This is a genomic window from Zavarzinia compransoris (assembly GCF_003173055.1).
Taxonomy (GTDB): Bacteria; Pseudomonadota; Alphaproteobacteria; order Zavarziniales; family Zavarziniaceae; genus Zavarzinia; species Zavarzinia compransoris.
Map to the genome: position 1 here is coordinate 1 of NZ_QGLF01000010.1, position 25,136 is coordinate 25,136.

Here is a 25,136-nt window from a genome sequence, read left to right on the forward strand (position 1 = left end):
CAACTGGATGAACACGATGATGGACATCCGGGCGAGCGTGAAGCACACGTCGGGCAAGCTGGGGGATTTCCGGGCGAAGCTGACGATGAAGCCGTCGGAATATTTTGCCCGCAACATGTGGGTTGTCGCCTCGGCGCTGGCGGACCGGGACACGGCGGTGGCCTGCAAGGAACTGGGCATGAAGCGGGTGATCTGGGGCTCGGACTATCCGCACCCCGAGGGGTGCTGGCCGAAGACGGCGGAAAAGATGCTGCTGTCGCTGGGCGGCCTGCCTGAGGAAGACCTGGAACAGATCTTCTGGAAGTCGGCGGCGGATGTCTACGACCTCGACCTGCAGGCCCTGAACGCGATCGCCGCGAAGATCGGCCCGCAGAAGCGCTGGCTCGCCACCGCCCAGGCCGCGGAGTAAGGCCTCCGTCATGGCGGAAACCATTCCCGCATCGGTCGTTGCGGCGGCGGCTCGCTGGCCCGATCGCCCCGCAATCGAGGAAGGCGGTGCCGTCTCGAGTTTCGCTGCACTCGAGGCGGCCCGCCGGACCGCCGCGCGGGCCTTCATCGCCGCCGGGATCGACAAGGGCGACCGGGTGGCGATCTGGGCGCCCAATATGGCGGAATGGATCGTCGCCGCTATCGGCCTGCAATCGGCAGGCGCGGTGCTCGTGCCCCTGAACACGCGCTTCAAGGGGCGCGAGGCCGGGCAGATCCTGCGGGCATCGGGGGCGAAGCTGCTGGTTACCGTGCGCGGCTTCCTCGGCTTCGACTATCCCGCCATGCTGGCGGGGGAAGACCTGCCGGATCTCGAAGGCCTGGTCATCCTGCGCGGCGATGCCGGCACGGACCTGGCCTGGGAGACCTTCCTCGCCCGGGGGGCGGCGGTCGGCGAGGCCGCGGCGGCCGCGCGGCTGGCCGCGGTCGGGCCGGACGATCCTTGCGACATGCTCTTCACCTCGGGCACCACCGGCCTGCCCAAGGGGGTCGTCTCGCATCACGGCCAGACCGTGCGCACGATCGAGACCTGGAGCAGCGTGGTCGGCCTGACCGAGTGGGACCGTTTCCTGGTGGTCAATCCCTTCTTCCACTCCTTCGGTTACAAGGCGGGCTGGCTCGCCTGCCTGCTGAAGGGCGCGGCCTGCCTGCCCGAGGCGGTGTTCGACACTACCCGCCTGCTCGACCGCATCGAGCGGGAAAAGGTCAGCGTGCTGCCCGGCGCGCCCACGGTCTATCAGTCGCTGCTGGGCGACGGCGGTTACCGGATGCGGGACATCTCGTCGCTGCGCCTGGCGGTGACCGGGGCGGCCAGCGTGCCGGTCGACCTGATCCGGCGCATGATCTCGGACCTGAAGTTCGATGTCGTCCTCACCGCCTACGGCCTGACCGAGGCGCCGGTGGTCACCATGTGCGGCGTCGACGACGATCCGGAAACCATCGCCAACCGCTGCGGCCGGCCGATCCCGGGGATCGAGGTGATCTGCGCCGACGCGGCGGGCGCCGAAGTCCCGCCCGGCACCGAGGGCGAGGTGCTGGTGCGCGGCTACAACGTCATGGCCGGCTATTTCGAGAACGAGGCGGCGACGCGCGAAGCGATCGACGGCGCCGGCTGGCTCCACACCGGCGACATCGGCGTGATGGACGAGCGCGGTTACCTGAAGATCACCGACCGCAAGAAGGACATGTTCATCGTCGGCGGCTTCAACTGCTACCCGGCGGAAATCGAGAATATCATCCTCAGCCGCCGGGATGTCGCCCAGGCCGCGGTCGTCGGCATTCCCGACGCGCGCATGGGCGAAGTCGCCAAGGCGATCCTGGTGCCCGCCAAGGGGGCGGTCATCGAAAAGGATGAATTTCTGGCCTGGTGCCGCGCCAATATGGCGAACTACAAGGCGCCGCGCCAGGTCGAGATCCTTGATGCCCTGCCGCTGACCGCCAGCGGCAAAGTCCAGAAATTCATGCTGCGGTGACGATAGAAGTTACCCAAGGATAAGGTACCATGGACAAGACCATGACGGTAAGGGAGATGGTGGGCCGGCTGAAAAGCGGTGCCACCATCGGCATCGGCGGCTGGGGCGCGCGGCGCAAGCCCATGGCCCTGGTGCGCGAGATTCTGCGCAGCGATGTCACCGATCTCACCGTCGTTTCCTATGGCGGGCCGGATGTCGGCCTGCTGGCGGCGGCGGGACGGATCAGGAAGCTGGTGTTCGGCTTCGTCTCCCTCGACTCGATCCCGCTGGACAATCATTTCCGCGCGGCCCGCCAGGCCGGTTCTTTCGAAACCCTCGAAATCGACGAGGGCATGCTGCAATGGGGCTTGCGCGCGGCGGCCATGCGCCTGCCGTTCCTGCCCACCCGCGCCGGTCTCGGCACCGATGTCGAGGGCTTGAACGGCGCGCTGCGCACCGTCACCTCGCCCTATGACGACGGCGAAGTACTGATCGCCATGCCGGCGCTGCGCCTCGATGCCGCCTTCGTTCACGTCAATGCGGCGGATCGGCTCGGCAATGCGATCGTCACCGCCCCCGATCCCTTCTTCGACGAATTGTTCTGCCGGGCGGCGGACCAGGCCTTCGTCACCACCGACCGGCTGGTCTCGACCGCCGATCTCGGCGGTTTCCCGGGCGCACGCCATCACCTCGTCGAACGGTCGTGCGTGACCGGGGTCGCCCATGTTCCCTTCGGCGCCCACCCGACCTCGTCGGGCCCCGACTACGGCTTCGACTTCAAACACTTGAAGGATTACAACGACGCCGGCTTCGCCGACTGGCGCGGCCGCTTCGTCGACCTGCCGTCCCATGACGCCTATCTCGCCGCCGCCGGCGGTGCGGAAAAGCTCGCCGCCCTGCCGCTGCCGGTGTTCTGAGGAGGACGACGATGACCTATACGCTCGCGGAACTCTGCATCGCCGCCGCCGCCGAAGCCTGGCGCGGCAACGGTGAAGTGCTCGCCTCCGGCATCGGGCTGGTGCCCCGGCTGGCGGCGTCGCTGGCCAAGGCCAGCTTCGCGCCCGAACTGATGATGACCGATGGCGAGGCCTATCTGGTCGAGGCGCCGGTGCCGGTCGGCAAGCGCGGCGCCTATGTCCCGCAGGTCGAGGGCTGTATGACCTATGCCCGCGTCTTCGACGTCGTCTATCGCGGGCACCGCCATGCCATGACCGGGCCGGTCCAGGTCGACCGCTTCGGCCAGCAGAATATCTCCGCCGTCGGCGACTATCGGCGGCCCAAGGCGGCGCTGCTCGGCGTGCGCGGCATTCCGGGCAACACGATCAATCACATCAATTCGATGTTCGTGCCCAATCACTCCACCCGCGTCTTCGTCTCCGGCGAGGTCGATATGGTGTCCGGCGTCGGTTACAACCCGGCCCGGCTGGGCGGCGGCCGCTCGGACCGTTTCGTCGACCTGCGCCTGATCGTCACCGATCTCGCGGTGCTCGACTTCGGTGGCGCGGACCATGCGATCCGCGTGCGCCACCTGCATCCGGGCATCGGCTTCGATCAGGTCCAGGCGGCGACCGGCTTTCCGCTCGAAGGGCGGGAAAGCGCCACCGAAACCCCGGCGCCGACGGCGGAGCAATTGCACCTGATCCGCAACCTGCTCGATCCCCATGACGTCAGGGCCACGGTGTTCAAGGAAAACCCGCCGGGCGACCGGCGTCGGGCCGCGTGAACCCGCCCCGCCCGGGCCAGACATGGGGCGGGGCACTTTCACCGGCGACAAGAAAAAAGCGGAGGCAGCGATGGGCGAGATCATTTACGAGACCGAGAACCCGGTCCATTACAACGTGGCGGACGGTATCGCGACCATCACCATGGATCGGACGCGCTACAACAATGTCCAGAACAGTCAGATGACCTATGCCCTGGACGCCGCCTTCCGCCGGGCGGCGGACGACGACGAGGTGAAGGTCATCGTCCTTGCCGGCGCCGGCAAGCATTTCTCCGCCGGCCACGACATCGGCACCCCCGGGCGCGATGTCGAGCGGACCTTCGAGCGCCGGCACCTGTGGTGGGACCATGTCGGCAAGCCGGGCGGGGAGAAACTCTTCGTCCGCGAGCAGGAAGTCTATCTCGGCATGTGCCGGCGCTGGCGCGACATCCCCAAGCCGACCATCGCCATGGTCCAGGGCGCCTGTGTCGCCGGCGGTCTCATGCTGGCCTGGGTCTGCGACCTGATCGTCGCCGCCGACGATGCCTTCTTCGCCGATCCGGTGGTGCGCATGGGCATTCCGGGGGTCGAATATTTCGCCCATGTCCACGAGCTGAACGCCCGCATCGCCAAGGAATTCCTCTTCCTCGGCGAACGCATGACGGCGGAGCGCGCCTATCAGATGGGCATGGTCAACCGCGTCGTCGCCCGCGACCGGCTGGAGGCCGAGACCTATGCCATCGCCGGGCGCATCGCCCAGATGCCGCGCATGGGCCTGGCCCTGGCCAAGCAGGTGGTGAACCACATCGAGGATCTCCAGGGCAAGCGCGCCGGCATGGACAACGCCTTCGGTTACCACCATTTCGCCCATGTCCACAACACGCTGGTGCAGGGCGACACCCTCGGCGGTTACGACGGCAAGGCCATGGCCCAGTCCCAGAAGGCAGCCGAGGAAAAGAAGAAGGTGGCGGAGGCGGGCGAATGACCCATCCGGCCCTGAACACGCCGCTGACCGAACGGCTCGGCTGCCGCTATCCGATCCTGCAGACGGCCATGGGCTGGGTGGCGACGCCGCAGCTGGTGGCCGCGACGTCCAATGCCGGGGCTTTCGGCTTCCTCGCCGGCGCCGTCATCCCGGCGGAGCGGATCGAGGCGGAAATCCTCAAGGTCAAGGCGCTGACCGACAAGCCCTTCGGCCTGAACCTGCACATGTTCCTGCCGGGTGCCGATCACATGCTGGACATGGCGATCCGGCACGGGCTTCGGGCGGTGTCCTATTCCCGCTCGCCCTCCGCGGCGCTGGTGTCCAAGCTGAAGGCGGCGGGGCTGGTCTGCATCCCGACCGTGGGCGCGGTGAAACATGCGGTCGCCGCGGTGAAGATGGGCGCCGACATGGTGACCGTGCAGGGCGGGGAAGGCGGCGGTCACACCGGCTCGGTGCCGACTTCGCTGCTGGTCCCCCAGGTGCTGGACGCGGTGACCGTGCCGGTGGTGGCGGCCGGCGGCTTCAAGGACGGCCGCGGGCTGGTCGCGGCGCTTGCCTATGGCGCGGCCGGCGTCGCCATGGGCACACGCTTCCTGATGACCAGCGACAGCCCGGTGCCGCGCGCGACGCTGGAGCGCTATATAACGTCCGAGATCACCAACATCATCGTCTCGACACGGGTCGACGGCGCGCCCATGCGCATGATCCTGAACGAGGCACTCAACCGGCTGGAAAAGGCCGGGCCGGTCGGGCGCCTGTGGCAGGCGCTGAAATCGGGGCTTGCCTTCCGCCGGCATGCCGGCCTCGGCCTGGTCGAGACCTTCCGCTCGGCGCTGGCCAATGCCCGGGCCAATAAGCTGAGTCTGGCCGAAACCCTGATGGCGGCCAATTCGCCGATGCTGATCCAGCGGTCCATGGTCGAGGGCCATCCCGCCGAAGGCGTGCTGCCGTCGGGCCAGGTGGCCGGGCTGATCCGCGACCTGCCCACAGCCGCCGAGGCCGTCGAGCGCATCATCGCCGAGGCGGAAGCCCGCCTCGACGCCCTGACGAACCCGCGGCGCGACGCCGCCGCCGCCGAGTGAGGCCGACCATGGAATTCGCCTATACCGTAACCGACCGCATCGCCGAAGTGGTGATGAACCAGCCGCCGGTGAACGCCTTCAATTCCATCGGCTGGGCCAATCTGGCGAAGACGATCACCGCCGCGGGCGAGGATCCGGCGGTCAATGTCGTCATCCTGCGGGCCGAGGGCCGGGGCTTCTGCGCCGGCGTCGACATCAAGGAACTGGCGGCGGACGGGCGCAGGATCGTTGCCGTGAACAAGGGCTGCTACGACAGTTTCGCCGCCGTGCACCGCTGCAAGGTGCCGGTGATCGCCGCCACCCATGGCTTCGTCCTCGGCGGCGGCATCGGCCTTGCGGGCGCCGCCGATATCATCATCGCGTCCGAGGACAGCTATTTCGGCCTGCCGGAAATCGACCGCGGCGCCATGGGCGGCGCCTCGCATTTCCTGCGCATGCTGCCGTTGCAGAAGGTACGCGCCCTGTTCTACACGGGCGAGAGCATCAAGGCGGCGGAAATGGCCCGCTGGGGCGCCATCGAAAGCGTCGTCCCGCGCGAGACGCTGGTGGATGCCGCGCGCGCGCTGGCGGCCAAGATCGCGGCGAAATCCGGCAAGGCGCTGCGCCTCGCCAAGGAGGCGCTGAACGGCATCGAGCCGGTCGACATCGAGCGCAACTATCGTTTCGAACAGGGTTTCACCCTCGAACTCTATACCTCGCCCGACAGCCAGGAAGCGCGCGACGCCTTCGTCGAAAAGCGCGACGCCAAGTTCGGGTAAGGCGATGGATCTCCGCTACACCCCGAAACAGGCAGCATTCCGCGCCGAGGTCCGGGCCTGGATGCAGGCCCATGTGCCGAAGCAACGCCTGAAGTCCTACGACACGCGCGAGGGCTTCGAGGAGCACCGGCAATGGGAGCGGGTGCTGAACAGCGGCCGCTTCGGCATGGTCACCTGGCCGGAGGCCATGGGCGGGCGCGGCGCCGACCTGATCGAATGGCTGATCTTCGAAGAGGAATACTACCGCGCCGGCGCGCCCGGCCGGGTGAATCAGAACGGCATCTTCCTTCTCGGCCCGACCCTGATGGAATACGGCACGGCGGCGCAGAAGGCGCGCTTCCTGCCGCGCATGGCGGCGGGCGACGAGATCTGGGCGCAGGGCTGGTCGGAACCGGGCGCCGGTTCCGACATGGCGGCGATCCGCACCAAGGCGATCCGCGACGGCGATCATTACGTCATCAACGGCCAGAAGACATGGTCGACCCGGGCCGCCTTCGCCGACTGGTGCTTCGGCCTGTTCCGCACCGATCCTGAGAGCACGCGCCACCACGGCATGAGTTTCATCCTGCTGCCGCTGGATACGCCCGGCATTACCCGCCGGCCGATTCCCCAGCTCGACGGCGAGCCGGGCTTCGCCGAATTATTCTTCGACGACGTCCGCGTGCCGGTCGAAAACCGCCTGGGCGACGAGGGCCAGGGCTGGAGCATCGCCATGGCGACGGCGGGGTTCGAGCGCGGCCTGATGCTGCGCAGCCCGGCCCGGTTCCAGGAAACCGCGAAGCGCCTTGTGCAATTGTACCGCCGGCACGAGGCGCGGGTCGCGCCGGGCGTGCGCGACCAGGTCCTCAAGGCCTGGATGGATGCGGAAGCCTATGCCCTCAACACCTATATGACCGCGAGCCGGCTGATCGCCGGCGGCAAGATCGGCCAGGAAGCCAGCCTGAACAAGATCTTCTGGTCGGAACTCGACCGTTCCATGCATGAAACCGCGCTGTCGATCCTCGGGGCGCGGGGCGAGTTGCTGGCCAGCGGCGTTGACGAGGCGGGCGAGATCACCCGCTGGCTGAAAGGGTTCCTGTTCTCGCTGGCCGGCCCGATCTATGCCGGCGCCAATGAGATCCAGCGGAACATCATTGCCGAACGTCTGCTGAACCTGCCGCGCTGAGGGGGAATGCCATGAATTTCGCCTTCACCGAAGACCAATTGCTGTTTCGCGACACGGTGCGCGATTTCCTGGCCGCCGAATGCGGCCCGGCCGAATTGCGCGCGGCGGCGGCGGGCACGGGACGTTCCGCCGCCCGCTGGCAGAAGCTGGCCGACATGGGCCTGACCGGCCTGACCGTCGCCGAAGCCCGGGGCGGCCTCGGTCTCGGCCTTCTCGACTATGTCCTGATCGCGGAAGAGACGGGGCGCGTCGCCCTGCCGGAACCCTTGATCGACCAGATCGGCATCGCCGCGCCTGTTCTTGCGGATTTTGCCGCTCGGGCGGATGTGGCCGCGGTCCTCTCGGGTCTTGCGGCCGGCACCTGCAAGGTGGCGGCGGGCCATCCGGACGATCCCTTCGTCGCCGATGCGGGGGAGGCGGATTTCCTGCTTCTCGGCCGCGACGGCGTCCTCCATCTGGTGCCGCGGGACCGGGTCGTGCTGACGCCGGAGACCAGCGTCGATCCGCTGCGGCGCATCGCGGCCGTCGACTGGGCCGCCGGGAACGAGACCCGGCTGTCGGGTGAGACCGGCATTCTCGACCGTTTCCGCGATCTCGGCGCGCTGGCGGCCGCGGCCCAGGGGCTTGGCCTGGCCCAGGCCATGGTCGACCTCGCCGCCGACTATGCCCGCACGCGCCAGCAGTTCGGCAAGCCGATCGGCACGTTCCAGGCGGTGAAGCACCATCTTGCCACCGTGCAGGTGGCGATCGAATTCGCCCGGGCACCGGTCTACAAAGCCGCGGCCACGCAGCACCCTCGCGATATCTCGCATGCCCGCATCGCGGTCGTCGATGCGGCGGCGGCGGCGGCACGTACCGCGATCCAGGTCTTCGGCGCCATGGGCTATACCTATGAGGTCGACCTGCATTTCTTCATGAAACGCGCCTGGGCGCTGGCGGGCGTCTGGGGTGACCGGCACTACCACCTCGACCGGCTGTCGCGAATGGTCCTTTCGGACGATGCGGCCATTGGTGCCGATGGCACATTTCAGGACAGATAATCAGTTCGAGGAAACGAGTCCCATGGCCGAAGCCTATATCATCGAAGCCGTCCGCACCCCGGTCGGCCGCCGCAACGGCAGCCTGTCGCGCGTGCATCCGGCCGACATCGGCGGCCATGCGATCAAAGCCCTGGTGGACCGTTCGGGCATCGATCCGGCGGCGGTCGATGATGTCGTCTTCGGCTGCGTCGATGCGCTGGGGCCGCAGGCCGGCGATATCGCCCGCACCTGCTGGCTCGCCGCCGGCATGCCGGAGGAGATCCCCGGCACCACCGTCGACCGCCAATGCGGTTCCTCGCAGCAGGCGGTGCATTTCGCGGTGCAAGGGGTGATGTCCGGCACCCAGGACCTGGTGGTTGCCGGCGGCGTCCAGAACATGAGCCAGATCCCCATCGCCTATGCCATGGTCGCGGCCGAGCCGCTGGGCTTCAAGGATCCGTTCTCGGGCTCCGAGGGCTGGGTGAAGCGCTACGGCACGCAGGAGGTTTCCCAGTTCCGCGCCGCTGAAATGATCGCCGAGAAATGGGATTGCAGCCGCGACGAGATGGAACGTTTCGCCCTCGAATCGCACCGCCGCGCGCTCGCCGCCATCACGGGCGGCCTGTTCGACAAGGAAATCGCCCCCGTCGGCGCCTTCGCCCGTGACGAGACGGCGCGGGCCGACACCAGCATCGAAAAGATGCAGACGCTGAAGACGCTGCGCGAAGGCGGCCGCCTGCATGCCGGCGTGTCGTCGCAGATCTCGGACGGGGCGGCGGCGCTTCTCATCGCCTCGGAGAAGGCGGTGAAGGAACACAATCTGAAGCCGCGCGCCCGCATTCACCATCTGTCGGTGCGCGGCGCCGATCCGGTCTGGATGCTGACCGCGCCGATCCCGGCGACCGCCTATGCCTTGAAGAAGGCGGGCATGAGGATCGAGGATATCGATGCGGTCGAGATCAACGAAGCCTTCGCCTCGGTGGTGCTGGCCTGGCTGAAGGAAACCGGGGCGGATCACGCCAAGGTCAATCCGAACGGCGGCGCCATCGCCCTCGGCCATCCGCTGGGCGCGACCGGCGCCCGCCTGATGACCACATTGCTGCACCACTTGGAACGCACCGGCGGCCGCTATGGCCTGCAAACCATGTGCGAGGGCGGCGGCCAGGCCAATGTCACCATCATCGAGCGGCTGTGAGGACCAGGCGATGATCTGCGACGGCCGCATCGTAGTCGTAACCGGCGGCGCCCGGGGTCTCGGGCGCGAATATGCCCTTGCCTATGCCCGCGAAGGGGCCCGGGTGGTGGTCAACGATCTGGGCGTTTCCCGCGACGGCCAGGGCGGCGGCTCCGAGGCGGCCGACGAACTGGTGGCGGAAATCAAGGGCTTCGGCGGGACGGCCGTGGCCAATTACGCCGATGTTGCCGATTGGGAAGGTTCCGCCACCATCGTCGGGACCGCGGTCGAGGCCTTCGGCGGCCTCGACGTGGTGGTGAACAATGCGGGCTTCCTGCGCGACCGCATGTTCGCCAATGCGACGGTCGACGAATGGGACGCGGTGATGCGCGTTCACCTGCGCGGCCATTTCTGCGTCGGCAATCATGCCGCGCGCTATTGGCGCGACCGGCAGAAGGCGGGCGCGGCGGTCGACGGCCGCATCATCAACACGTCGTCCGGCGCGGGGCTGCAGGGCAGCATCGGCCAGGCGGCCTATTCGGCGGCCAAGGGCGGCATCGCTGCCCTCACCCTGGTGCAGGCGGCGGAACTGCGGCGTTACGGCGTTACCGCCAATGCGCTGGCGCCGGCGGCCCGCACCCGCATGACCGAGGAAGCCTTCGGCGAAGCCATGAAGGCGCCGGAGACGGGCTTCGACGTCAATCACCCGGGCAATGTCGCGCCCCTCGTGGTCTGGCTCGGCTCGGCGCAATCGGCCCATGTGACCGGCCGAGTGTTCGAGGTCGCGGGCGGCCGCCTCTGCCTTGCCGACGGCTGGCGCGACGGGCCCGAGGTCGACAAGCACGCGCGCTGGGCCCCGGCGGACGTCGGCGCCGCGGTCGACGACCTGCTGGCCCGCGCCGCACCGGTGAAGAAAGTCTGGGGGAGCTGACGTGAACTTCGCCTTCACCGAAGATCAGGGGCTGATCCGGGACTCCGCCCGGGGCTGGCTCGGCGCCTATGCCGGGCCGGCGCATGCCCGCACGGTGATGGCGACCGCGGCCGGCTTCGATCCCGCCCTCTGGGCCGAGGCGGTGGCGCTCGGCTGGACCGGGCTGATCGTGCCGGAGGCGCAGGGCGGCCTTGGCCTCGGCTTCGTCGAACTGGCGATCCTGGCCGAGGAGATGGGCCGCGCCCTCTATCCCTCGCCGTTCGAGGCGACGGTGATTTTGGCCGCCAACGTCCTTTTGGCCGTGGGCAGCGAGCGCTATCTCGAAGATATCGCAACGGGCGCGCTCACCGCGACCCTGGCGGCGGGCAATGCCACCGGCAAGGTAACCGCAACACCCGCCGGCGGCGGCTGGCGTCTCGACGGCGCGCTGCGCCATGTGCCGGACGGGGCGCGGGCCGATCTTCTTCTCGTCGCCGCCGAGGCGGGGGAGGGCCGCATCGCGCTCTTCGCCGTCCCCGGCGACGAGGCGGGGCTGACCCGCAGTGGGCTGGCCACCATGGACCAGTTGCGCCGCCCGGCGGCGTTGCGGTTCGACGGCGTCACCCTCGGCGCCGGGGCCCTGGTGGCGGCGGATGCGGGGCGGGGCCTTGCCCTCGCCCTCGACCGGGCGGCGGCGGCGCTGTCGGCCTGGGCGGTCGGGGCGGCGGAGCGCTGCCTCGAGATGACGGTCGATTATACCAAGGGCCGGGTGCAGTTCGGCCGCCCGGTCGCCGGTTTCCAGGCGGTGAAGCATCAATGCGCCGATATGGCGCTGGCGGTCGAAACCGCGCGCTCGGCCGCCTATTGGGCCGCCTGTATCGCCGATGAGACCGGGCATGACGGCGACGGGCGGGCCCTGGCGCTGGCCGCCTCGGGCGCCAAATCCTGGTGTTCGCGCGCCTATTTCGATTGCGCGGCGACGGCGATCCAATTGCACGGCGGCGTCGGTTTCACCTGGGACTATGACGTCCATCTCTATTTCAAGAATGCCCGGGCAATGGAAGCGACACTGGGCGACCCGGCATTCCACCGCGAGCGGGTGGCGCAGCTGATCGGCCTCGACGAAACGGCGGAGGCGCTGCCATGAAACTCTCCTTCTCCGCGGCAGACGAAGCCTTCCGGGCCGAGATCGCCGGCTGGCTGCGCGACAACCTGACCGGTGCCTTCGCCGCCCTGAAGAACCGCGGCGGCCCGGGCGACGAACATGCCTTCTTCGCGGAACGCCGCGCCTTCGAGCGCCACCTGGGGCTGGCCGGCTGGGTCGGCGTCGGCTGGCCGAAGGCGGCGGGCGGGCGGGGCGTGCCGCTGTCGCAACAGGTGATCTTCTACGAGGAATATGCCCGCGCCGGCGGGCCCGGCCGGGTCGGCCATATCGGCGAAGGGCTGGCCGGCCCGACCCTCATCGCCTTCGGCACCGAGGCGCAGCAGCAGCGCTTCCTGCCCGGCATCCTGTCGGGCGACGATCTCTGGTGCCAGGGCTATTCGGAACCGAGTGCGGGCTCCGACCTGGCCAATGTCCGGACCCGGGCGCGGCGCGTCGGTGACCGCTGGGTGATCGACGGGCAGAAGGTCTGGACCTCGCTCGCCCATGTTTCCGACTGGTGCTTCGTCATCGCCCGCACCGAAGAAGGGTCGAGCGGGCACCGGGGCCTGTCCTATCTTCTCGTCCCCATGCGCCAGAAGGGGATCGAGGTCCGCCCGATCCAGCAGATGACGGGCACGTCTGAATTCAACGAAGTCTTCTTCGACGGGGCGGAGACCGCGGCCGACAATATCGTCGGCCAGCCGGGCGAGGGCTGGAAGGTGGCCATGGGCACGCTCGCCTTCGAGCGCGGCGCCTCCACCCTCGGCCAGCAGATGGCCTTCCACAACCAGTTGAACGAGATCATCGCGATCGCCAAGGCGAACGGCCGGGCCCGCGAGCCCCTGATCCGCCAGCGCCTGGCGGAAGCCTGGATCGGCCTTCAGATCATGCGCGCCAATGCCCTGCGCATGCTGGCCCAGGCGGGAAAGCCGGAGCTTCCGCGCGAAGCCTATGTCTCCAAGCTCTATTGGGCGACCTGGCACCGCGATCTCGGCAAGCTGGCCATGGACGTCCTGGGGCCGGAGGCGGAGGTCGCCGCCGGGGAACCGGGCAGTTACGCGCTGACACCCCTACAGCAGCTTTTCCTCTTCACCCGGTCGGACACGATCTATGCCGGCACCAATGAAATCCAGCGCAATATCATCGCGGAACGTGCCCTGGGCATGCCGCGCGACGCGCGTGCGTGAAAGCGGAACCGATGGCCAAGCCCAGCCCCGACTATCCCCCCGCCCATAATCTTCTCGCCGGCAAGACGGTGCTGATCACCGCCGCCGCCGGCACCGGCATCGGCTTTGCGACCGCAAGGCGGGCGACCGAGGAAGGCGCGACGGTGATGATCTCCGACATCCACGAACGCCGCCTGAACGAGGCGGCGGCGCGGATCGAGGCGGAAGCTGGGCGCCGGCCGCTGACCCAGCTCTGCAACGTCACCAAACAGGCGGAGGTCGACGGGCTGGTCGCCGCCGCCGTCGCCGGCCTCGGGCGCATCGACGTCCTCGTCAACAATGCCGGCCTCGGCGGCTCGGCGCCCCTGGTCGAGATGACCGACGAACAGTGGAATATCGTCCTCGATGTAACTTTGACCGGTACGTTCCGCATGCTCCGCGCGGTGCTGCCGCACATGATGGAACGGAAGGCCGGCATCATCGTGAACAATGCCTCCGTGCTCGGCTGGCGGGCGCAGAAGCTCCAGGCCCATTACGCCGCCGCCAAGGCCGGGGTCATGGCGCTGACACGCTGCGCTGCAATGGAAGCGGCGGAGCACAACATTCGTATCAATGCCGTCTCCCCGAGTTTGGCCATGCATGAATTCCTGAATCGGGTGACGAGCGACGAGTTGCTGGCCGAGTTGACGTCGCGTGAAGCATATGGTCGCGCGGCCGAGACCTGGGAAATTGCGAACGTTATTATCTTTTTGGCCAGTGAATACGCCACTTACATGACGGGCGAAGTGGTGGCAGTTTCGAGTCAGCGTGCTTGACTAAGCCCGTTAAACGTCATAACTCGAAGTACCCTTTGTGGAGGAGGAGAGCCCAATGAGCGACCTGGCGACCATTACCGAACAGATGAAGACCCGCGTCGGCGAAAATTCCGGCCTTGGCGCGTCCGTGAAGTTCGACTTCAAGGGCGACGGCATCGTTTATGTCGACGGCAAGTCGGTGCCGAACGTCGTGTCGAACGAAGACAAGCCGGCCGATTGCACCATCAAGATCGCGAAGGACGATTTCATCGCCCTCGGCGACGGCAAGCTGAACCCGACCACCGCCTTCATGATGGGCAAGATCAAGGTCGAGGGCAACATGGGCGTTGCCATGAAGCTCCAGACGATCTTCAAGTGATCGGCTGAGAGACTTTCTTTCAAGGGCCGCCACGGGTCACCGCGGCGGCCCTTTTTATTGGCCCGATCCCTTGCTTGATGCACTGCACATATCCATTTGGAGGTGCCGGACCTGATCATCCTCTGCTATCAGGGAAGGGGGAGGAACGGGCATGACACCATGGGACGGCGTTCATGAATTCGTGCAGGTGGTGGAGATCGGCTCCTTCACCCGGGCGGCGGAAAGCCTCGGCGTCTCCAAATCCTTCATCTCGAAGCAGGTGACCGATCTCGAGAACCGGCTGGGCGTCCGCCTGTTGCAGCGCACAACCCGACAGGTCTCACTGACCCCCGAGGGCGAGGTCTTCTACCGTCACTGCCGCGAGATGGGGGCGGCGTTCGACCGCGCCCAGGGCCTGATCTCCGAGATGCAGGAAAAGCCGACGGGCGTGCTGCGCATCGCGCTGAACAATACCTATGGCGTCGAATTCATGGCGACGGCGGTGGCCGAATTCGCCTCCACCTACGACAGGCTGACGGTCGAGGTGGTGACCTCCAACGCCGACAGCGACCTCGTCGGCGACGGCAACGATGTCATCATCCGTTACGGCGCGCAGGAGGACAGCAGCCTCTACGCCCGCCAGATCGGCCACCAGTCGTTCTGCCTGTGTGCGACACCGGCCTATTTCCGCAAGCACGGCCAGCCGAAGAACCTGGCCGATCTCAGGGAATTCAACTGCCTGACCAACCGCAGCGGCTATTGGCAGTTCAATTCCGCCGGCGGCACCATGAAGGTCAAGGTGAACGGGACCTGGAAATGCGACGACGGCTCGGGCGTCCTGGCGGCCGCGCGCTCCGGCCTTGGGCTTGCGCAATTGCCGGTGGTCTTCGTGCGCCGCGAATTGCGCACCGGGCAACTGGTCGCGCTCGAGGACGACTGGAGTTTCTTCGACCGCGACGTCTGGGTCGTCTACGGTCACAAGCAGAACCTGTCGCTGAAGGTGCAGCTGCTGCTGAACTTCCTCGGCCAGCGCTTCCAGCGCATGGAACAGCGCCCGGAGCATTTCCGCCTGCCCGACAATTGGCAGGACCTCGAATAGCCGCCGCCTCCCCAAAAAAAAACGCCGCCCGGAAAGGGGCGGCGCAAGTTGGGGAGCTTCACGTAGAGAAGCCCGACCAGGTGCCTATTCGGCAGCCTGCTGGGCGGCTTTGTTGGCGGCCTCGTCGGCCACCCACAACTCGTTGGACTTGGCGAGGTCCATCTCGACCTCGAAGCGGTCGACCATGTCCGGGGTAACCTCGGCGATATCGACATAGAATTGCTCGTACCAGCGCCGGAGCTGGTAGATCGGGCCGTCGAATTCGCAGAGCAGGGGATTGTCGATCCGCGTCTTGGTCTTCCAGATGGCGACGTCCTGGAAGAAGCCGTCGCGATTGCCCTTGGCATACATCTCTGCGATCTGGTCGTTCATCGCATCGTCGAGGAAGGGCAGCTTCTTCACCATCAGGCCGACATGCAGGGTGAAGCTGTCATGGTCGATCGGCACGTGGCAGTTGATCAGATAGGCTTCGACCTGCATGCCGTTCACGGTCGAGGTCAGGTAATCGATCATATAGGACGGGCCGTAATAGGTGGCGACCGAGTAAAGCTCCTCGATCACCACTTCGGAGCCGCCGAAGTCCATGGCGTCGCCGGCGATCTTCAGGTCGGCGCGGGGCTTGCCGCGCATTTCCTGGCGGGCGACATGCTTCTCGAACGTATTCTTGAAGTAGGTCGCGCGGGCGCCGTGGACGTAATAGAAATGGGCCATGTCCGCGACATTGTCGATCAGCTCGCGGCAATTGGTGTCGATCTTCACGGTTTCCCAGATCCACTCGGACCATTCGCCGTTGAAGCATTCCTCGATCCGGGGAATGGTCACCGCCGGGGTCGGCTGGCTGCCCTCGACATCGTGCCAGATGAAGAGCTGCTTGTTCTCCTCCAGCGTCGGCCAGGTGCGGATGCGGGCGCGCGGCGGCACCCGGGTGGCATAGGGAATGGACTTGCACTTGCCGTCGCCGCCCCATTGCCAGCCGTGGAACGGGCAGGCCAGGGTGTCGCCCTTGATGGTGCCGCCGCCGAGGTCGGCGCCCATATGCGGGCAATAGGCGTCGATCACGCGGAGCGCGCCGGTCGAATCCTGAAACACGGCGACGCGGCTGCCGAAGACATCGAGGGAATGGGCCTTGCCGTCGCGGAAGCTGTCGGCAATGCCAAGGCAATGCCAGCCGCGCGCATAGCGCTGCGGCGGACGGTCCGCCTTGATCACCCGAATGTCCTGTTCAAGTGCTGCCATGTCTCCCTCCCACGCGGCGGTGTATGGCCCGGTTGTTTGAGCCGTTCACCAACTTGTCGCCGAGGTTAGGAAGCGGGGCAACAATCATCATCCCCTATATGGACTAGGGGGCGGCCTCGGTAATGTGGCGGATCGCACCGCCGATCTCGTGCCGGCTGCGCCCGACCAACTCGTCGACCCAGCGATGCTGCGCCTTTCGGCCCCGTTCCGCCATGCGCGTGCGCGCCGCGGCACTTCTTGTCCCCCACAGGAAACGGACTGTATTCACCGGGAATGCAATCATCGGGAACCACGGCAGGGGGCGCCAGGGCAGGCCCAGCGCCTTCATCCCCGCCGCGCCCATGAAGAAGCGGTTGAGCGAGAGGTTGCGCTCGCGCGCGTAGAAACGGCGCAGCCGGGCGAAACGGGGATAGGGCCGGCCCAGCGGTTCGTCCGCCAGGGCCTGGGCCAGGCGGGCGCCCGCCGCATCCGGATCGGTCAGCGACAGGCCCATCTGGTAGAGCAGGGTGCGGCCCGTCCCCTCGTCGTCCGGCAGCAGGTCCTCGTCGATCCCCATCAGCCAGCCGGCATAGCGCATCAGGTGCATGACGGCATCGCCCTCCGCGCGCGAGACGAGATAGCCGAGGGTGCGGATGCCGATCAGGAACAGGGCGGAAAAGGCCAGCTGGGTCGCCGCCATGCCCATCTGGGCGACGGGCACGCCGTCGCGCGCCGCATCCCAGGCCGGGTGACGGCTCACATGCCGGCGCACCAGGGCGTGGACCATGCGCACCCGCAGGCTCTGCTTGAAGCCTTCGCCGAACCGGTCCATGCCGCCGGCCTCGGTACAGGCCAGCCACCATTGGCTGGTCTCGGCCAGGCGCTTGCCGGCGCCTTTCTCCAGGGCCCCGGTGATCACCAGCACCCGATTCAGCCCCGCCGCCTGATAGCCGCCCATCAGCGCCCCGTCGCGCAGCACGTCGGCGGAGGCATTGCCGACCAGGCGGCAGATTTCGCCGCCGCGCTCCAGCCGCGCCCGGTCCAGCCAGGGCGGCGGTGCCTCGGCGGCGGCGAAGAAGCGGCGCAAGGGTTCGGGGGCGTCGGGAACGGCGTCGATGCCCTGGTCCAGCGCCCGCTCGAACAGGGCGCGGGCGGGCCCCATGCCGAGGCCGACCATCCAGGCGATCAGGGCATCGGCCGGGGGATCGCCCGCGGTCATGGCGACGCCGATCCGGCGCCATTCGCGTTCGCTGGGGCGCGGGTCGCGGGGGGTGAGCAGGCGAAGCAGGCGCACCGCCCGGCGCCCGGCCGGCAGGTTGGCGCCATGTTGCGTCGGCAGGGTGTCGTTCACCGGTGTCCTCCCCCAAGCGTGAGAACAGGCTAATGCGAATTATTGCTCACATTCAATTCGCATTCGGGGGCACGGTGCGGGTCGGGATCGGCAGGTCGGGGGCCGGGCAGGCATAGCCTGTTCCTTCGCCGCAGATGCCGTTGCGGAAGTAGCTGGGGAAATCCGTCGGCCAGGGATCGGAATAGAGCGAGACGACCATGAACCCCAGGTAATAGAGCAATATGGCCAGATTGGCGGCGCCGGTCATGGCCAGGGCGCGCAGGATGTTCCGCCCGGTGACGCCGGCCTTGACCCGTTCCAGCCCGGCCTCGACCAGGGTCCGGCCGTCCCCCGCCCGCCAGTAGAGCAGGCAACCGAGGGCGACGGTGCCCAGCGCCCAGAGGAAGGCGCCATAGACCGGGAATTGCCAGCGCGTGCCGGGGAAGACGGTCAGGGCATGGATGGTGCCGCCATAGGCGAAGATCTCGCCCCGCACCATGGCGACCTCGGCCCCGGTCTGGGCGATGGTGATGAAGGCGACGGCGATCAGCACCAGATGGGGCCCGACCAGGGCCGGCCACAGGCGCTTCGCCGCCGTCATCACGCCATAGGCGGTATAGACCCAGACCGGCACCATGACGAAGTAGAGCGCCGACTGGAAGGTCAGGGGCTGGGCATTGCCGCTGCCGTTCGGGCTCAGCCACCAGGGGATATGCGCCGCCCAGGTGCCCATGTTGGGGTAATGGGTATTGTAGAGGGCGACCGGCCGGACCAGGTTGACCGTCGCATCCTGCCACAGGCACAGCCCGCAGCCGATCATCACGATCTGCACGGTGGACAGATCCCGCCCGCGCAGGATCGTCGCCAGCACCCAGAGACCAGCCAGCGCGCCCAGGGGCACGAAGCTGAAAGCGAGGCCCCACATGGTGATGCGGCCGAGCGGCGTCAGCGCGTCCGGCCCCGGGTCGGCAGCACGGAAATCGGCCGAGCCGATCCAACTGCCGAAGATATAGGCCTGAAGCGCGACGAAGCTCAGGCCGAGCAGGGCCCACCACAGGATGGGCCGGGCGCGGGCGGCGGCGATCATGGCTCAGATCGCCTTTTCGAACAGGGGCGCGCCGAAGAACTGGCGGAAGGAGATGGGCTGGTGGTCGCCCTCGTCCTTGAGGCCGTAGTGCAGGGCGAGTTCTGAGGTATAGAAGGTGCCGCCGGTCAGGCGCATCAGGTCGGCGTCCCGCCACAGGGCATCGATGATGCGGCCGCCGAAGCCCGGGCTCTCCGCCCCGGCATAGCCGCCGATCCCCTCGAACATCTGCGGGAAATGCTCGAGCCCGAGCAGGGTGCGGTCGGTCTTCACCAGCCCGTGCCAGAACGACAGGGCGGCGATATTATGCGGCGCGAGGTCGGGCGCCATGTCGGCCGCCAGCTTGTCCTGGCCGATCTTGGACAGGCCGTAGGGCAGGGGATGCAGGTGCGCCCGCGCCCCGACCGACGAGGTGTTCACGATCAGCCCCTTGCCGGCCTTGATCAGCAGAGGAATGCCGTAGACGCTGGCGACATAGGAGGAGCGCAGCCCGACATCGATCTGCTGCTGCCATTCCTCCAGCCCGCGTTCCCAGAAATTCCCCGGCAGGGCCGAGAAATCCTGCATCGCGAAGGCATTGTTGACGAGGACGTGCAGCCTGCCCTGTTCCGCCTCGATGCGCTCGAAGACGGCCTTGGTCTGGGCGTCGTCCAGGTGGTCGCAGGCGACCGCGATGCCCCTGCCGCCGGCGGCATCGATCGCGGCGGCGGTCTCGTGGATGGTGCCCGGCCAATTGCCGGTCGGCGCATCCTTGCTGCGCCCGGTGACATAGACGGTATCGCCGGCGGCGCCAAGCGCGATGGCGATGCCCCGGCCAAGGCCCCGGCTGGCGCCGGTGACCACGGAAACCCGACCCGAACCCATATCATCCTCCCTTTATTTCGGGGGATTCTCGGGCAAGATCGATCCCGCGCATCGTCCATACAAACTATAAGGTAAGAGGGGAGTACAGATGGAAACCATCCGGGTGGCCGCCAACGGCCTGGATTTCGAGGTCGATCAGGCCGGCAGCGGCGATAAATTCGCCCTGCTGCTGCACGGTTTCCCCGAGTCGAAATTTTCCTGGCGGGCCCAGATCCCCGTCTTCGCCGAGCGCGGCTATACGGTCTGGGCGCCGAACCTGCGCGGCTACGGCAATACCACGCGGCCGGCCGGCCGGTCCAATTACACCCTGGACCACCTGACCGAGGATGTCGCCGGCCTGATCGACGCGGCCCGCGCCCGCGGCATCAAGGGGCCGGTGACCCTGGTCGCCCACGACTGGGGCGGCGCCATCGCCTGGGCCTTCGTGCTGCGCGGGCTGCGGCCGCTGGAGCGCTTCGTGATCCTGAACATGCCGCACCCGGTGCCCTTCTTCAAGGCGCTGAAGACCTTCGCCCAGTTGCGCCGGTCCTGGTACATGTTCTTCTTCCAGCTGCCATGGCTGCCCGAGCTTTTCCTCGGCGCGCGGGGCGCCAAGGCGGTGGGCGATGCTTTCCGCGGCATGGCGGTGGACAAGAGCCGCTTCCCCGACGAGGTGCTGGCGGAATACCGGAAGAATGCCCTGAAGCCGGGCGCGCTCACCGCCATGCTCAATTACTACCGCGCCAATATCAGGATCGGCGGCGCCAAGCTGCCGCCCGCGCCGGTGGTCGAGGTGCCGACCCTGATGATCTGGGGCGAGGCCGATACCGCGCTCGGCAAGGAAACCACCTATGGCACCGATAAATTGGTGAAGGACCTGACCCTGCGCTATCTGCCCGCCGTCTCCCATTGGGTGCAGCAGGAGGCGCCGGAAACGGTGAACGCCATGATCGCCGCCTGGCTGGACGGCAAAACGGTGCCGGAAGCGCGCGATATCGTCCATACGGGCGAGGCGGCGAGGCCGGCGACCGCCTAACCTTCCCCGAAACAAGGGAGGGAAACATGGCCGATACAATCGAAAGCCTGGCGCGCCGCCTGCGCCAGGTCGAGGACAAGCTCGAGATCCTGGAACTCAAGCACCGCTACTGGCGCGCCTGCGACCGCAAGCAGCCGGAGATCGTCCGCGACTGCTTCCGCCCCGATGCGGTGATCGATGCCGCCTTCCTCGGCGTGCACGAGGGGCGCGACTCCTTCGTCGGCCTGTTCGAGATGGTCGGCTGCCGCGATGCCATCATCGACATGCACCACGGCCAGAACCCGGTGATCGCCTTCGACGGCGAGGACCGGGCCCAGGGCACCTGGGACCTCTATTTCTTCCAGATCAACCTGGAGACCCGCGGTACCTCCCAGGTCGCGGGCTATTACGAGGACGACTACGTCCGCGTCGACGGGCGCTGGTGGATCGCCCGCTCCGCCTTCCGCGTCACCTCGACGCTGATGAGCGAGGTGGACGAGGCGGGCGCCGGCCGGGTCACCCTGTTCGGGCGCTGATCCAGGGCGGTTTCCGGCAAAGTGGAAACCGGTTTGCCGTTGGAAACCGCCCCATTTGAAAACCTTTGATCGAAGCGCCGATTCAACGAATCGGCGCTTCGATCTAGTCCAAGGGGACGATGCCGGAGGGGCGCCGCCGGCAAGAATGGCCGAACATCCCCGGAAAAGGGGAGGCTTGCGGTGGAGGGAACATGAGCGGGGGCACGGGTAGCGGCGGGATCGCCGATGGCGCCACCTTCGATGTCATCGTCGTCGGCGCCGGCGCCGGCGGCATGCTGGCGGCGAACCGGGCCCACGACCTCGGGCTTTCCGTCCTCCTGATCGAGAAGAGCGACCGTTTCGGCGGCACCTCCGCCGTCTCGGGCGGCGCCATCTGGGTGCCCTGCAACGACGATCTCGGCGCGCGCGACGACCGGGCGAAGGCGCTCGACTATCTCCGCACCTGCACCAAGGGCCAGGTGGCGGACGAGAAGCTGGCCGCCTATGTCGACAATGCGGCGCCCATGGTCCGCTACACGGCGGACAAGGTCGGCCTCGGCTTCAAGGCGGTGATGGAATATCCCGACTATTATCCGGACCGGCCGGGGGCGCTGCCGGGCGGGCGCACCATGGACCCGGACGCGGTCGACGGCGCCGACCTCGGCGAGGATTTCTATTCCCTGCGCGAACCCTATGCCCTGATGCGGCTGTTCGGCCGCATCTCGATGACCGTGTCCGAAGCCCGCGCCATCACCACCAAGAAAGCCGGCTGGCCGCTGGTGGTCGCCAAGGTCATCGCGCGCTATTGGGCCGATCTCGGCTGGCGCCTGAAGACGAAGCGCGACCGCCGCCTTGCCATGGGCAATGCGCTGGCCGGCGGCTTGCTGCGCGGCCTCGTCCGGCGGCGGGTGACGCGGGTGCTGAACACCCGCCTGGTCGATCTCGTCCGCGACGGCGAAGGCGTGACCGGGGTCACCGTCTCGCGCGACGGCGTTCCCCTGACCCTGAAGGCGCGGCGCGGCGTCATCCTCGCCGCCGGCGGCTTCGAGCGCAACCAGGGCATGCGCGAACAATATCTGCCCGGCCCGACCTCCGAAACCTGGAGTGTCACGCCCTTTCCCAACAACACGGGCGATGCCATCCGCGCCGGGCGCACGGCGGGGGCGGCGCTCGAATTCATGGATCTGGCCTGGTGGGCGCCGACCATGCGCCTGCCGTCGCGCCACACGCCCAATACGGAAACCCGGGTCGGCATGTTCATGGAGCGCGGCTGGCCGGGCAGCGTGATCGTCAACCGCCTGGGGCAGCGCTTCGTCAACGAGGCAATCTCCTATAATGACTTCGGTTACGCGATGATCGACGACAACGGCAAGACCGGCGCCAATACGCCGTGCTGGATGGTCTTCGACGCCACCTTCCGCAAGAAATACGTCGTCGGCGGCCTGATGCCCGGCATGCTGGAGCCGGACCGCAGCCTGCCGCCCGAATGGTTCGATACCGTGCTCTACCGGGCCGAGACCGTGGGCGAGCTGGCGGGCAAGATCGGCGTGCCGGCGGCGGCACTGGCCGCCACCGTGGCGCGCATGAACGGCTTCGCCCGGACCGGCAAGGACACGGAATTCGGCCGGGGCGACAATGTCTACGACCGGTATTTCGGCGATCGCTTCGTCAGCCCCAATCCCTGCCTCGGCCCGATCGAGAAGGCGCCCTTCTACGCCGTCCGCGTCGATCTCGGCGATATCGGCACCAAGGGCGGGCTGAAGACCGATGCCCGCGCCCGCGTGCTCGACGAGGCGGGGCGCCCGATCGCCGGGCTCTATGCCATCGGCAATTGCTCGGGCTCGGTCATGGCCGCGTCCTATCCGGGCGCCGGCGGCACGCTGGGGCCGGCCATGACCTTCGGCTATGTCGCCGTCAACGATATCGCCGCCGCCCGGACCAACCAGGACCAGGACGAACTGCTGCAAACTGCCGCCCGGGCCTGAGCCGGGACCAACGAGAGGACGAGGTAGATGGGTCGCGTACAGGACAAGGTGGTGATGATCACGGGTGCGGGCAGCGGGGCCGGCCGGGCCGATGCCCGGATGCTGGCGCGCGAGGGCGCGAAGATCATCGCGACCGACGCCAATTTCGAAACCGCGCAGGCGACCGCCGCTGAAATCGGCGGCGGTGCCGTCGCCCTGCCCCTGAACATCACCAGGGAGGAGGACTGGGTGGCCGCCTTCGCCGCCGCGAAGGAGAAATTCGGCCATGTCGACGTCCTGGTGAACAATGCCGGCATCCTGATCCAGGCCTCGCTCGAATACATGAGCCTCGAAGACTGGCAGAAGACGCTGAACGTCAATGTCACCGGCTATTACCTCGGCTGCAAGCACGGCATCCTCAACATGAAGGAAAAGGGCGGCAACATCATCAATATGGGATCGGTGACGTCGCATCTGGGCAGCCCCAATTATTTCGCCTATGCCGCGGCGAAATCGGCGGTGGTCTCGCTGACCCGCAGCGTCAACGCCCATGCCAAGACCGGCGGCTATGCCATCCGCTGCAATGCGCTGTGCCCGGACGGCATTCTCACCCCCATGGTGCTGGCGCAGATGGGCCTGCCGCCGGATGCCGATGTCGAGATGATCAAGCAATCGCCCATGGGGCATCGCTTCTGCTATCCGGAGGACGTGGCGAACCTCGTGCTGTTCCTGGCCTCGGACGAATCCCGCTTCATCTCGGGTGCCGATATCGCCATCGACAACGGCAATTTCCGCTACACGGAATTCTGAGCCGGCCATGGCGCTCGCCCTCGATTACACCGGCCGCGTCGCGGTCGTCACCGGCGGCACCAAGGGGGTGGGGCGGGTGATCGCCGCCCGCCTGCTCGAGGCCGGCGCCCATGTCGTCGTCTGCGGGCGCAATGCCCCGGCGGCGCCGGTCGCGGCCGGCGGGCGCGAGGCGCTCTTCGTCGCCGCCGACGTGCGCGATCCGGATCAGGCGAAGCGCGTCGTCGATACGGCGGTCGAGGCTTTCGCCCGCCTCGACCTGCTGGTGAACAATGCCGGGGGCTCGCCGCCGTCCGATGCGGCGACGGCCTCGCCCCGTTTCGCGGACTCGATCGTGCGGCTGAACCTTCTGGCGCCGCTCTATATCGCGCAGGCGGCCTGCCTCGTGATGCGCGGCCAGGAAACGGGCGGCGCCATCGTCAACATCGCCTCGGTTTCCGCCGTGCGGCCGTCGCCGGGGACGGCGGTCTATGGCGCGGCCAAGGCGGGGCTCGTTTCGCTCACCCGCTCGCTCGGCCAGGAGTGGGCGCCCAAGGTCCGGGTGAACGCCATCATCGCCGGCATGATCAGGACCGAAGCCGCGCTCGATCACTACGGCGGGGCCGAAGGGCTGGCGCGGATCGAAGGCGCCCTGCCCCAGGGCCGCATGGCGGTGCCGGACGATATCGCGGCGGCGGCGCTGTTCCTCGGCCACCCGCTGGCGGCCCATGTCACCGGGGCGGCGCTCGAAGTTCACGGCGGGGGCGAGCGGCCGCCCTTCCTCGGCCAGGCCGGGGGCTGAATTGTTCACGAGCGCGAACGATCAATTCGTCCGCGCTGGCTTCTCCCTGGCCGGGCCCCGGCTTAGGGTCTGATCATCAAAACTTGCAGCGACGCCGCGGCAATAGGCCGGGGCGATAACAATAAAGCGGAGGGAAGAGATGGACCGCTATCTGGTGATTTCTGGCGATGGCCACGCCGGGCTGCCGCCCGAGAAATATCGCGACTATCTCGACAGCAAGTATCACGCGGAATTCGACGAGCGGCTGCCGAAGGAAATCGCCTTCCGCGAGATGATGGAAGAAAAGCTG

At 67.6% G+C, this 25,136-nt stretch carries 25 protein-coding genes; 21 read left to right on the forward strand and 4 right to left on the reverse strand.

Annotation, left to right across the window (positions count from 1 at the left end):
• The 16 genes from DKG75_RS22395 to DKG75_RS22470 form a co-directional block, all read left to right on the forward strand.
• Positions 1 to 409, forward strand: a 409-nt coding sequence (locus DKG75_RS22395) for an amidohydrolase family protein (RefSeq protein WP_146210385.1), incomplete at its 5' end; no start/stop codon positions are given.
• A 10-nt stretch (positions 410 to 419) separates the two neighbouring features.
• Entirely contained in the window at positions 420 to 1,958 is a 1,539-nt protein-coding gene (locus DKG75_RS22400) for a FadD3 family acyl-CoA ligase (protein WP_109923430.1), read from the forward strand.
• A 29-nt stretch (positions 1,959 to 1,987) separates the two neighbouring features.
• On the forward strand, positions 1,988 to 2,854 hold the full coding sequence (locus DKG75_RS22405) for a CoA transferase subunit A (protein ID WP_109923431.1): 867 nt from the start codon (positions 1,988 to 1,990) through the stop codon (positions 2,852 to 2,854).
• An 11-nt stretch (positions 2,855 to 2,865) separates the two neighbouring features.
• Entirely contained in the window at positions 2,866 to 3,660 is a 795-nt protein-coding gene (locus tag DKG75_RS22410) for a CoA-transferase subunit beta (RefSeq protein ID WP_109923432.1), read from the forward strand.
• Positions 3,661 to 3,730: 70 nt separating this feature from the next.
• On the forward strand, positions 3,731 to 4,624 hold the full coding sequence (locus DKG75_RS22415; protein WP_109923453.1) for an enoyl-CoA hydratase: 894 nt from the start codon (positions 3,731 to 3,733) through the stop codon (positions 4,622 to 4,624).
• A complete protein-coding gene (locus DKG75_RS22420) occupies positions 4,621 to 5,706 on the forward strand; it encodes an NAD(P)H-dependent flavin oxidoreductase (RefSeq protein ID WP_109923433.1) in 1,086 nt (361 codons plus the stop codon). The genes DKG75_RS22415 and DKG75_RS22420 overlap by 4 nt, the downstream gene beginning before the upstream one ends.
• A gap of 8 nt (positions 5,707 to 5,714) precedes the next feature.
• Positions 5,715 to 6,464: an enoyl-CoA hydratase family protein gene (locus DKG75_RS22425; protein WP_109923434.1), complete on the forward strand. Its 750-nt coding sequence runs from the start codon at positions 5,715 to 5,717 to the stop codon at positions 6,462 to 6,464.
• Between the two features lie 4 nt (positions 6,465 to 6,468).
• Entirely contained in the window at positions 6,469 to 7,629 is a 1,161-nt protein-coding gene (locus DKG75_RS22430; protein ID WP_109923435.1) for an acyl-CoA dehydrogenase family protein, read from the forward strand.
• Between the two features lie 11 nt (positions 7,630 to 7,640).
• Positions 7,641 to 8,669: an acyl-CoA dehydrogenase family protein gene (locus DKG75_RS22435; protein WP_109923436.1), complete on the forward strand. Its 1,029-nt coding sequence runs from the start codon at positions 7,641 to 7,643 to the stop codon at positions 8,667 to 8,669.
• 22 nt (positions 8,670 to 8,691) lie between these two features.
• A complete protein-coding gene (locus DKG75_RS22440) occupies positions 8,692 to 9,843 on the forward strand; it encodes an acetyl-CoA C-acetyltransferase (protein ID WP_109923437.1) in 1,152 nt (383 codons plus the stop codon).
• 10 nt (positions 9,844 to 9,853) lie between these two features.
• Complete coding sequence (locus DKG75_RS22445; protein ID WP_208111897.1) at positions 9,854 to 10,753, forward strand: SDR family oxidoreductase; 900 nt, start codon at positions 9,854 to 9,856, stop codon at positions 10,751 to 10,753.
• A gap of 1 nt (position 10,754) precedes the next feature.
• A complete protein-coding gene (locus tag DKG75_RS22450) occupies positions 10,755 to 11,879 on the forward strand; it encodes an acyl-CoA dehydrogenase family protein (RefSeq protein ID WP_109923439.1) in 1,125 nt (374 codons plus the stop codon).
• Positions 11,876 to 13,063 (forward strand): acyl-CoA dehydrogenase family protein, encoded by a 1,188-nt coding sequence (locus DKG75_RS22455; protein WP_109923440.1) that lies wholly within the window; start codon positions 11,876 to 11,878, stop codon positions 13,061 to 13,063. Before DKG75_RS22450 ends, DKG75_RS22455 begins: the two co-directional genes overlap by 4 nt.
• Positions 13,064 to 13,074: 11 nt before the next feature.
• Positions 13,075 to 13,857 carry an SDR family oxidoreductase gene (locus DKG75_RS22460; protein WP_109923441.1) on the forward strand — a complete coding sequence of 261 codons (783 nt, stop codon included), beginning with the start codon at positions 13,075 to 13,077 and terminating at the stop codon, positions 13,855 to 13,857.
• Between the two features lie 55 nt (positions 13,858 to 13,912).
• Positions 13,913 to 14,215, forward strand: a complete 303-nt coding sequence (locus DKG75_RS22465) for an SCP2 sterol-binding domain-containing protein (protein WP_109923442.1) — start codon at positions 13,913 to 13,915, stop codon at positions 14,213 to 14,215.
• Positions 14,216 to 14,366: 151 nt separating this feature from the next.
• On the forward strand, positions 14,367 to 15,293 hold the full coding sequence (locus tag DKG75_RS22470; protein ID WP_109923443.1) for a LysR family transcriptional regulator: 927 nt from the start codon (positions 14,367 to 14,369) through the stop codon (positions 15,291 to 15,293).
• Between the two features lie 84 nt (positions 15,294 to 15,377).
• Here the strand turns inward: DKG75_RS22470 and DKG75_RS22475 are convergent, their stop codons facing one another.
• The 4 genes from DKG75_RS22475 to DKG75_RS22490 all read right to left on the reverse strand — a co-directional run bounded on the left by DKG75_RS22475 (position 15,378) and on the right by DKG75_RS22490 (position 19,786).
• Positions 15,378 to 16,529 (reverse strand): 3-ketosteroid-9-alpha-monooxygenase, oxygenase component, encoded by a 1,152-nt coding sequence (locus tag DKG75_RS22475; protein WP_109923444.1) that lies wholly within the window; start codon positions 16,527 to 16,529, stop codon positions 15,378 to 15,380.
• A gap of 103 nt (positions 16,530 to 16,632) precedes the next feature.
• The gene (locus DKG75_RS22480) at positions 16,633 to 17,859 is read right to left on the reverse strand and encodes an oxygenase MpaB family protein (protein ID WP_109923445.1); all 1,227 of its coding nucleotides are present in this window, start codon (positions 17,857 to 17,859) and stop codon (positions 16,633 to 16,635) included.
• 52 nt (positions 17,860 to 17,911) lie between these two features.
• Entirely contained in the window at positions 17,912 to 18,925 is a 1,014-nt protein-coding gene (locus tag DKG75_RS22485) for a spirocyclase AveC family protein (protein WP_109923446.1), read from the reverse strand.
• Between the two features lie 3 nt (positions 18,926 to 18,928).
• Positions 18,929 to 19,786, reverse strand: a complete 858-nt coding sequence (locus DKG75_RS22490; RefSeq protein WP_109923447.1) for an SDR family NAD(P)-dependent oxidoreductase — start codon at positions 19,784 to 19,786, stop codon at positions 18,929 to 18,931.
• Between the two features lie 88 nt (positions 19,787 to 19,874).
• On the opposite strand from DKG75_RS22490, the gene DKG75_RS22495 reads away from it, so the two are divergent.
• The 5 genes from DKG75_RS22495 (at position 19,875) to DKG75_RS22515 (ending at position 24,847) form a co-directional block, all read left to right on the forward strand.
• Positions 19,875 to 20,801, forward strand: coding sequence for an alpha/beta fold hydrolase (locus DKG75_RS22495; protein WP_109923448.1), 927 nt, complete (start codon positions 19,875 to 19,877; stop codon positions 20,799 to 20,801).
• 26 nt (positions 20,802 to 20,827) lie between these two features.
• Positions 20,828 to 21,316, forward strand: coding sequence for a nuclear transport factor 2 family protein (locus tag DKG75_RS22500; protein ID WP_109923449.1), 489 nt, complete (start codon positions 20,828 to 20,830; stop codon positions 21,314 to 21,316).
• A 191-nt stretch (positions 21,317 to 21,507) separates the two neighbouring features.
• Positions 21,508 to 23,280, forward strand: coding sequence for an FAD-dependent oxidoreductase (locus DKG75_RS22505; protein WP_109923450.1), 1,773 nt, complete (start codon positions 21,508 to 21,510; stop codon positions 23,278 to 23,280).
• A gap of 27 nt (positions 23,281 to 23,307) precedes the next feature.
• Positions 23,308 to 24,069: an SDR family NAD(P)-dependent oxidoreductase gene (locus DKG75_RS22510; protein ID WP_109923451.1), complete on the forward strand. Its 762-nt coding sequence runs from the start codon at positions 23,308 to 23,310 to the stop codon at positions 24,067 to 24,069.
• Between the two features lie 7 nt (positions 24,070 to 24,076).
• Positions 24,077 to 24,847, forward strand: coding sequence for an SDR family oxidoreductase (locus tag DKG75_RS22515; RefSeq protein ID WP_109923452.1), 771 nt, complete (start codon positions 24,077 to 24,079; stop codon positions 24,845 to 24,847).
• Positions 24,848 to 25,136: the final 289 nt, after the last annotated feature.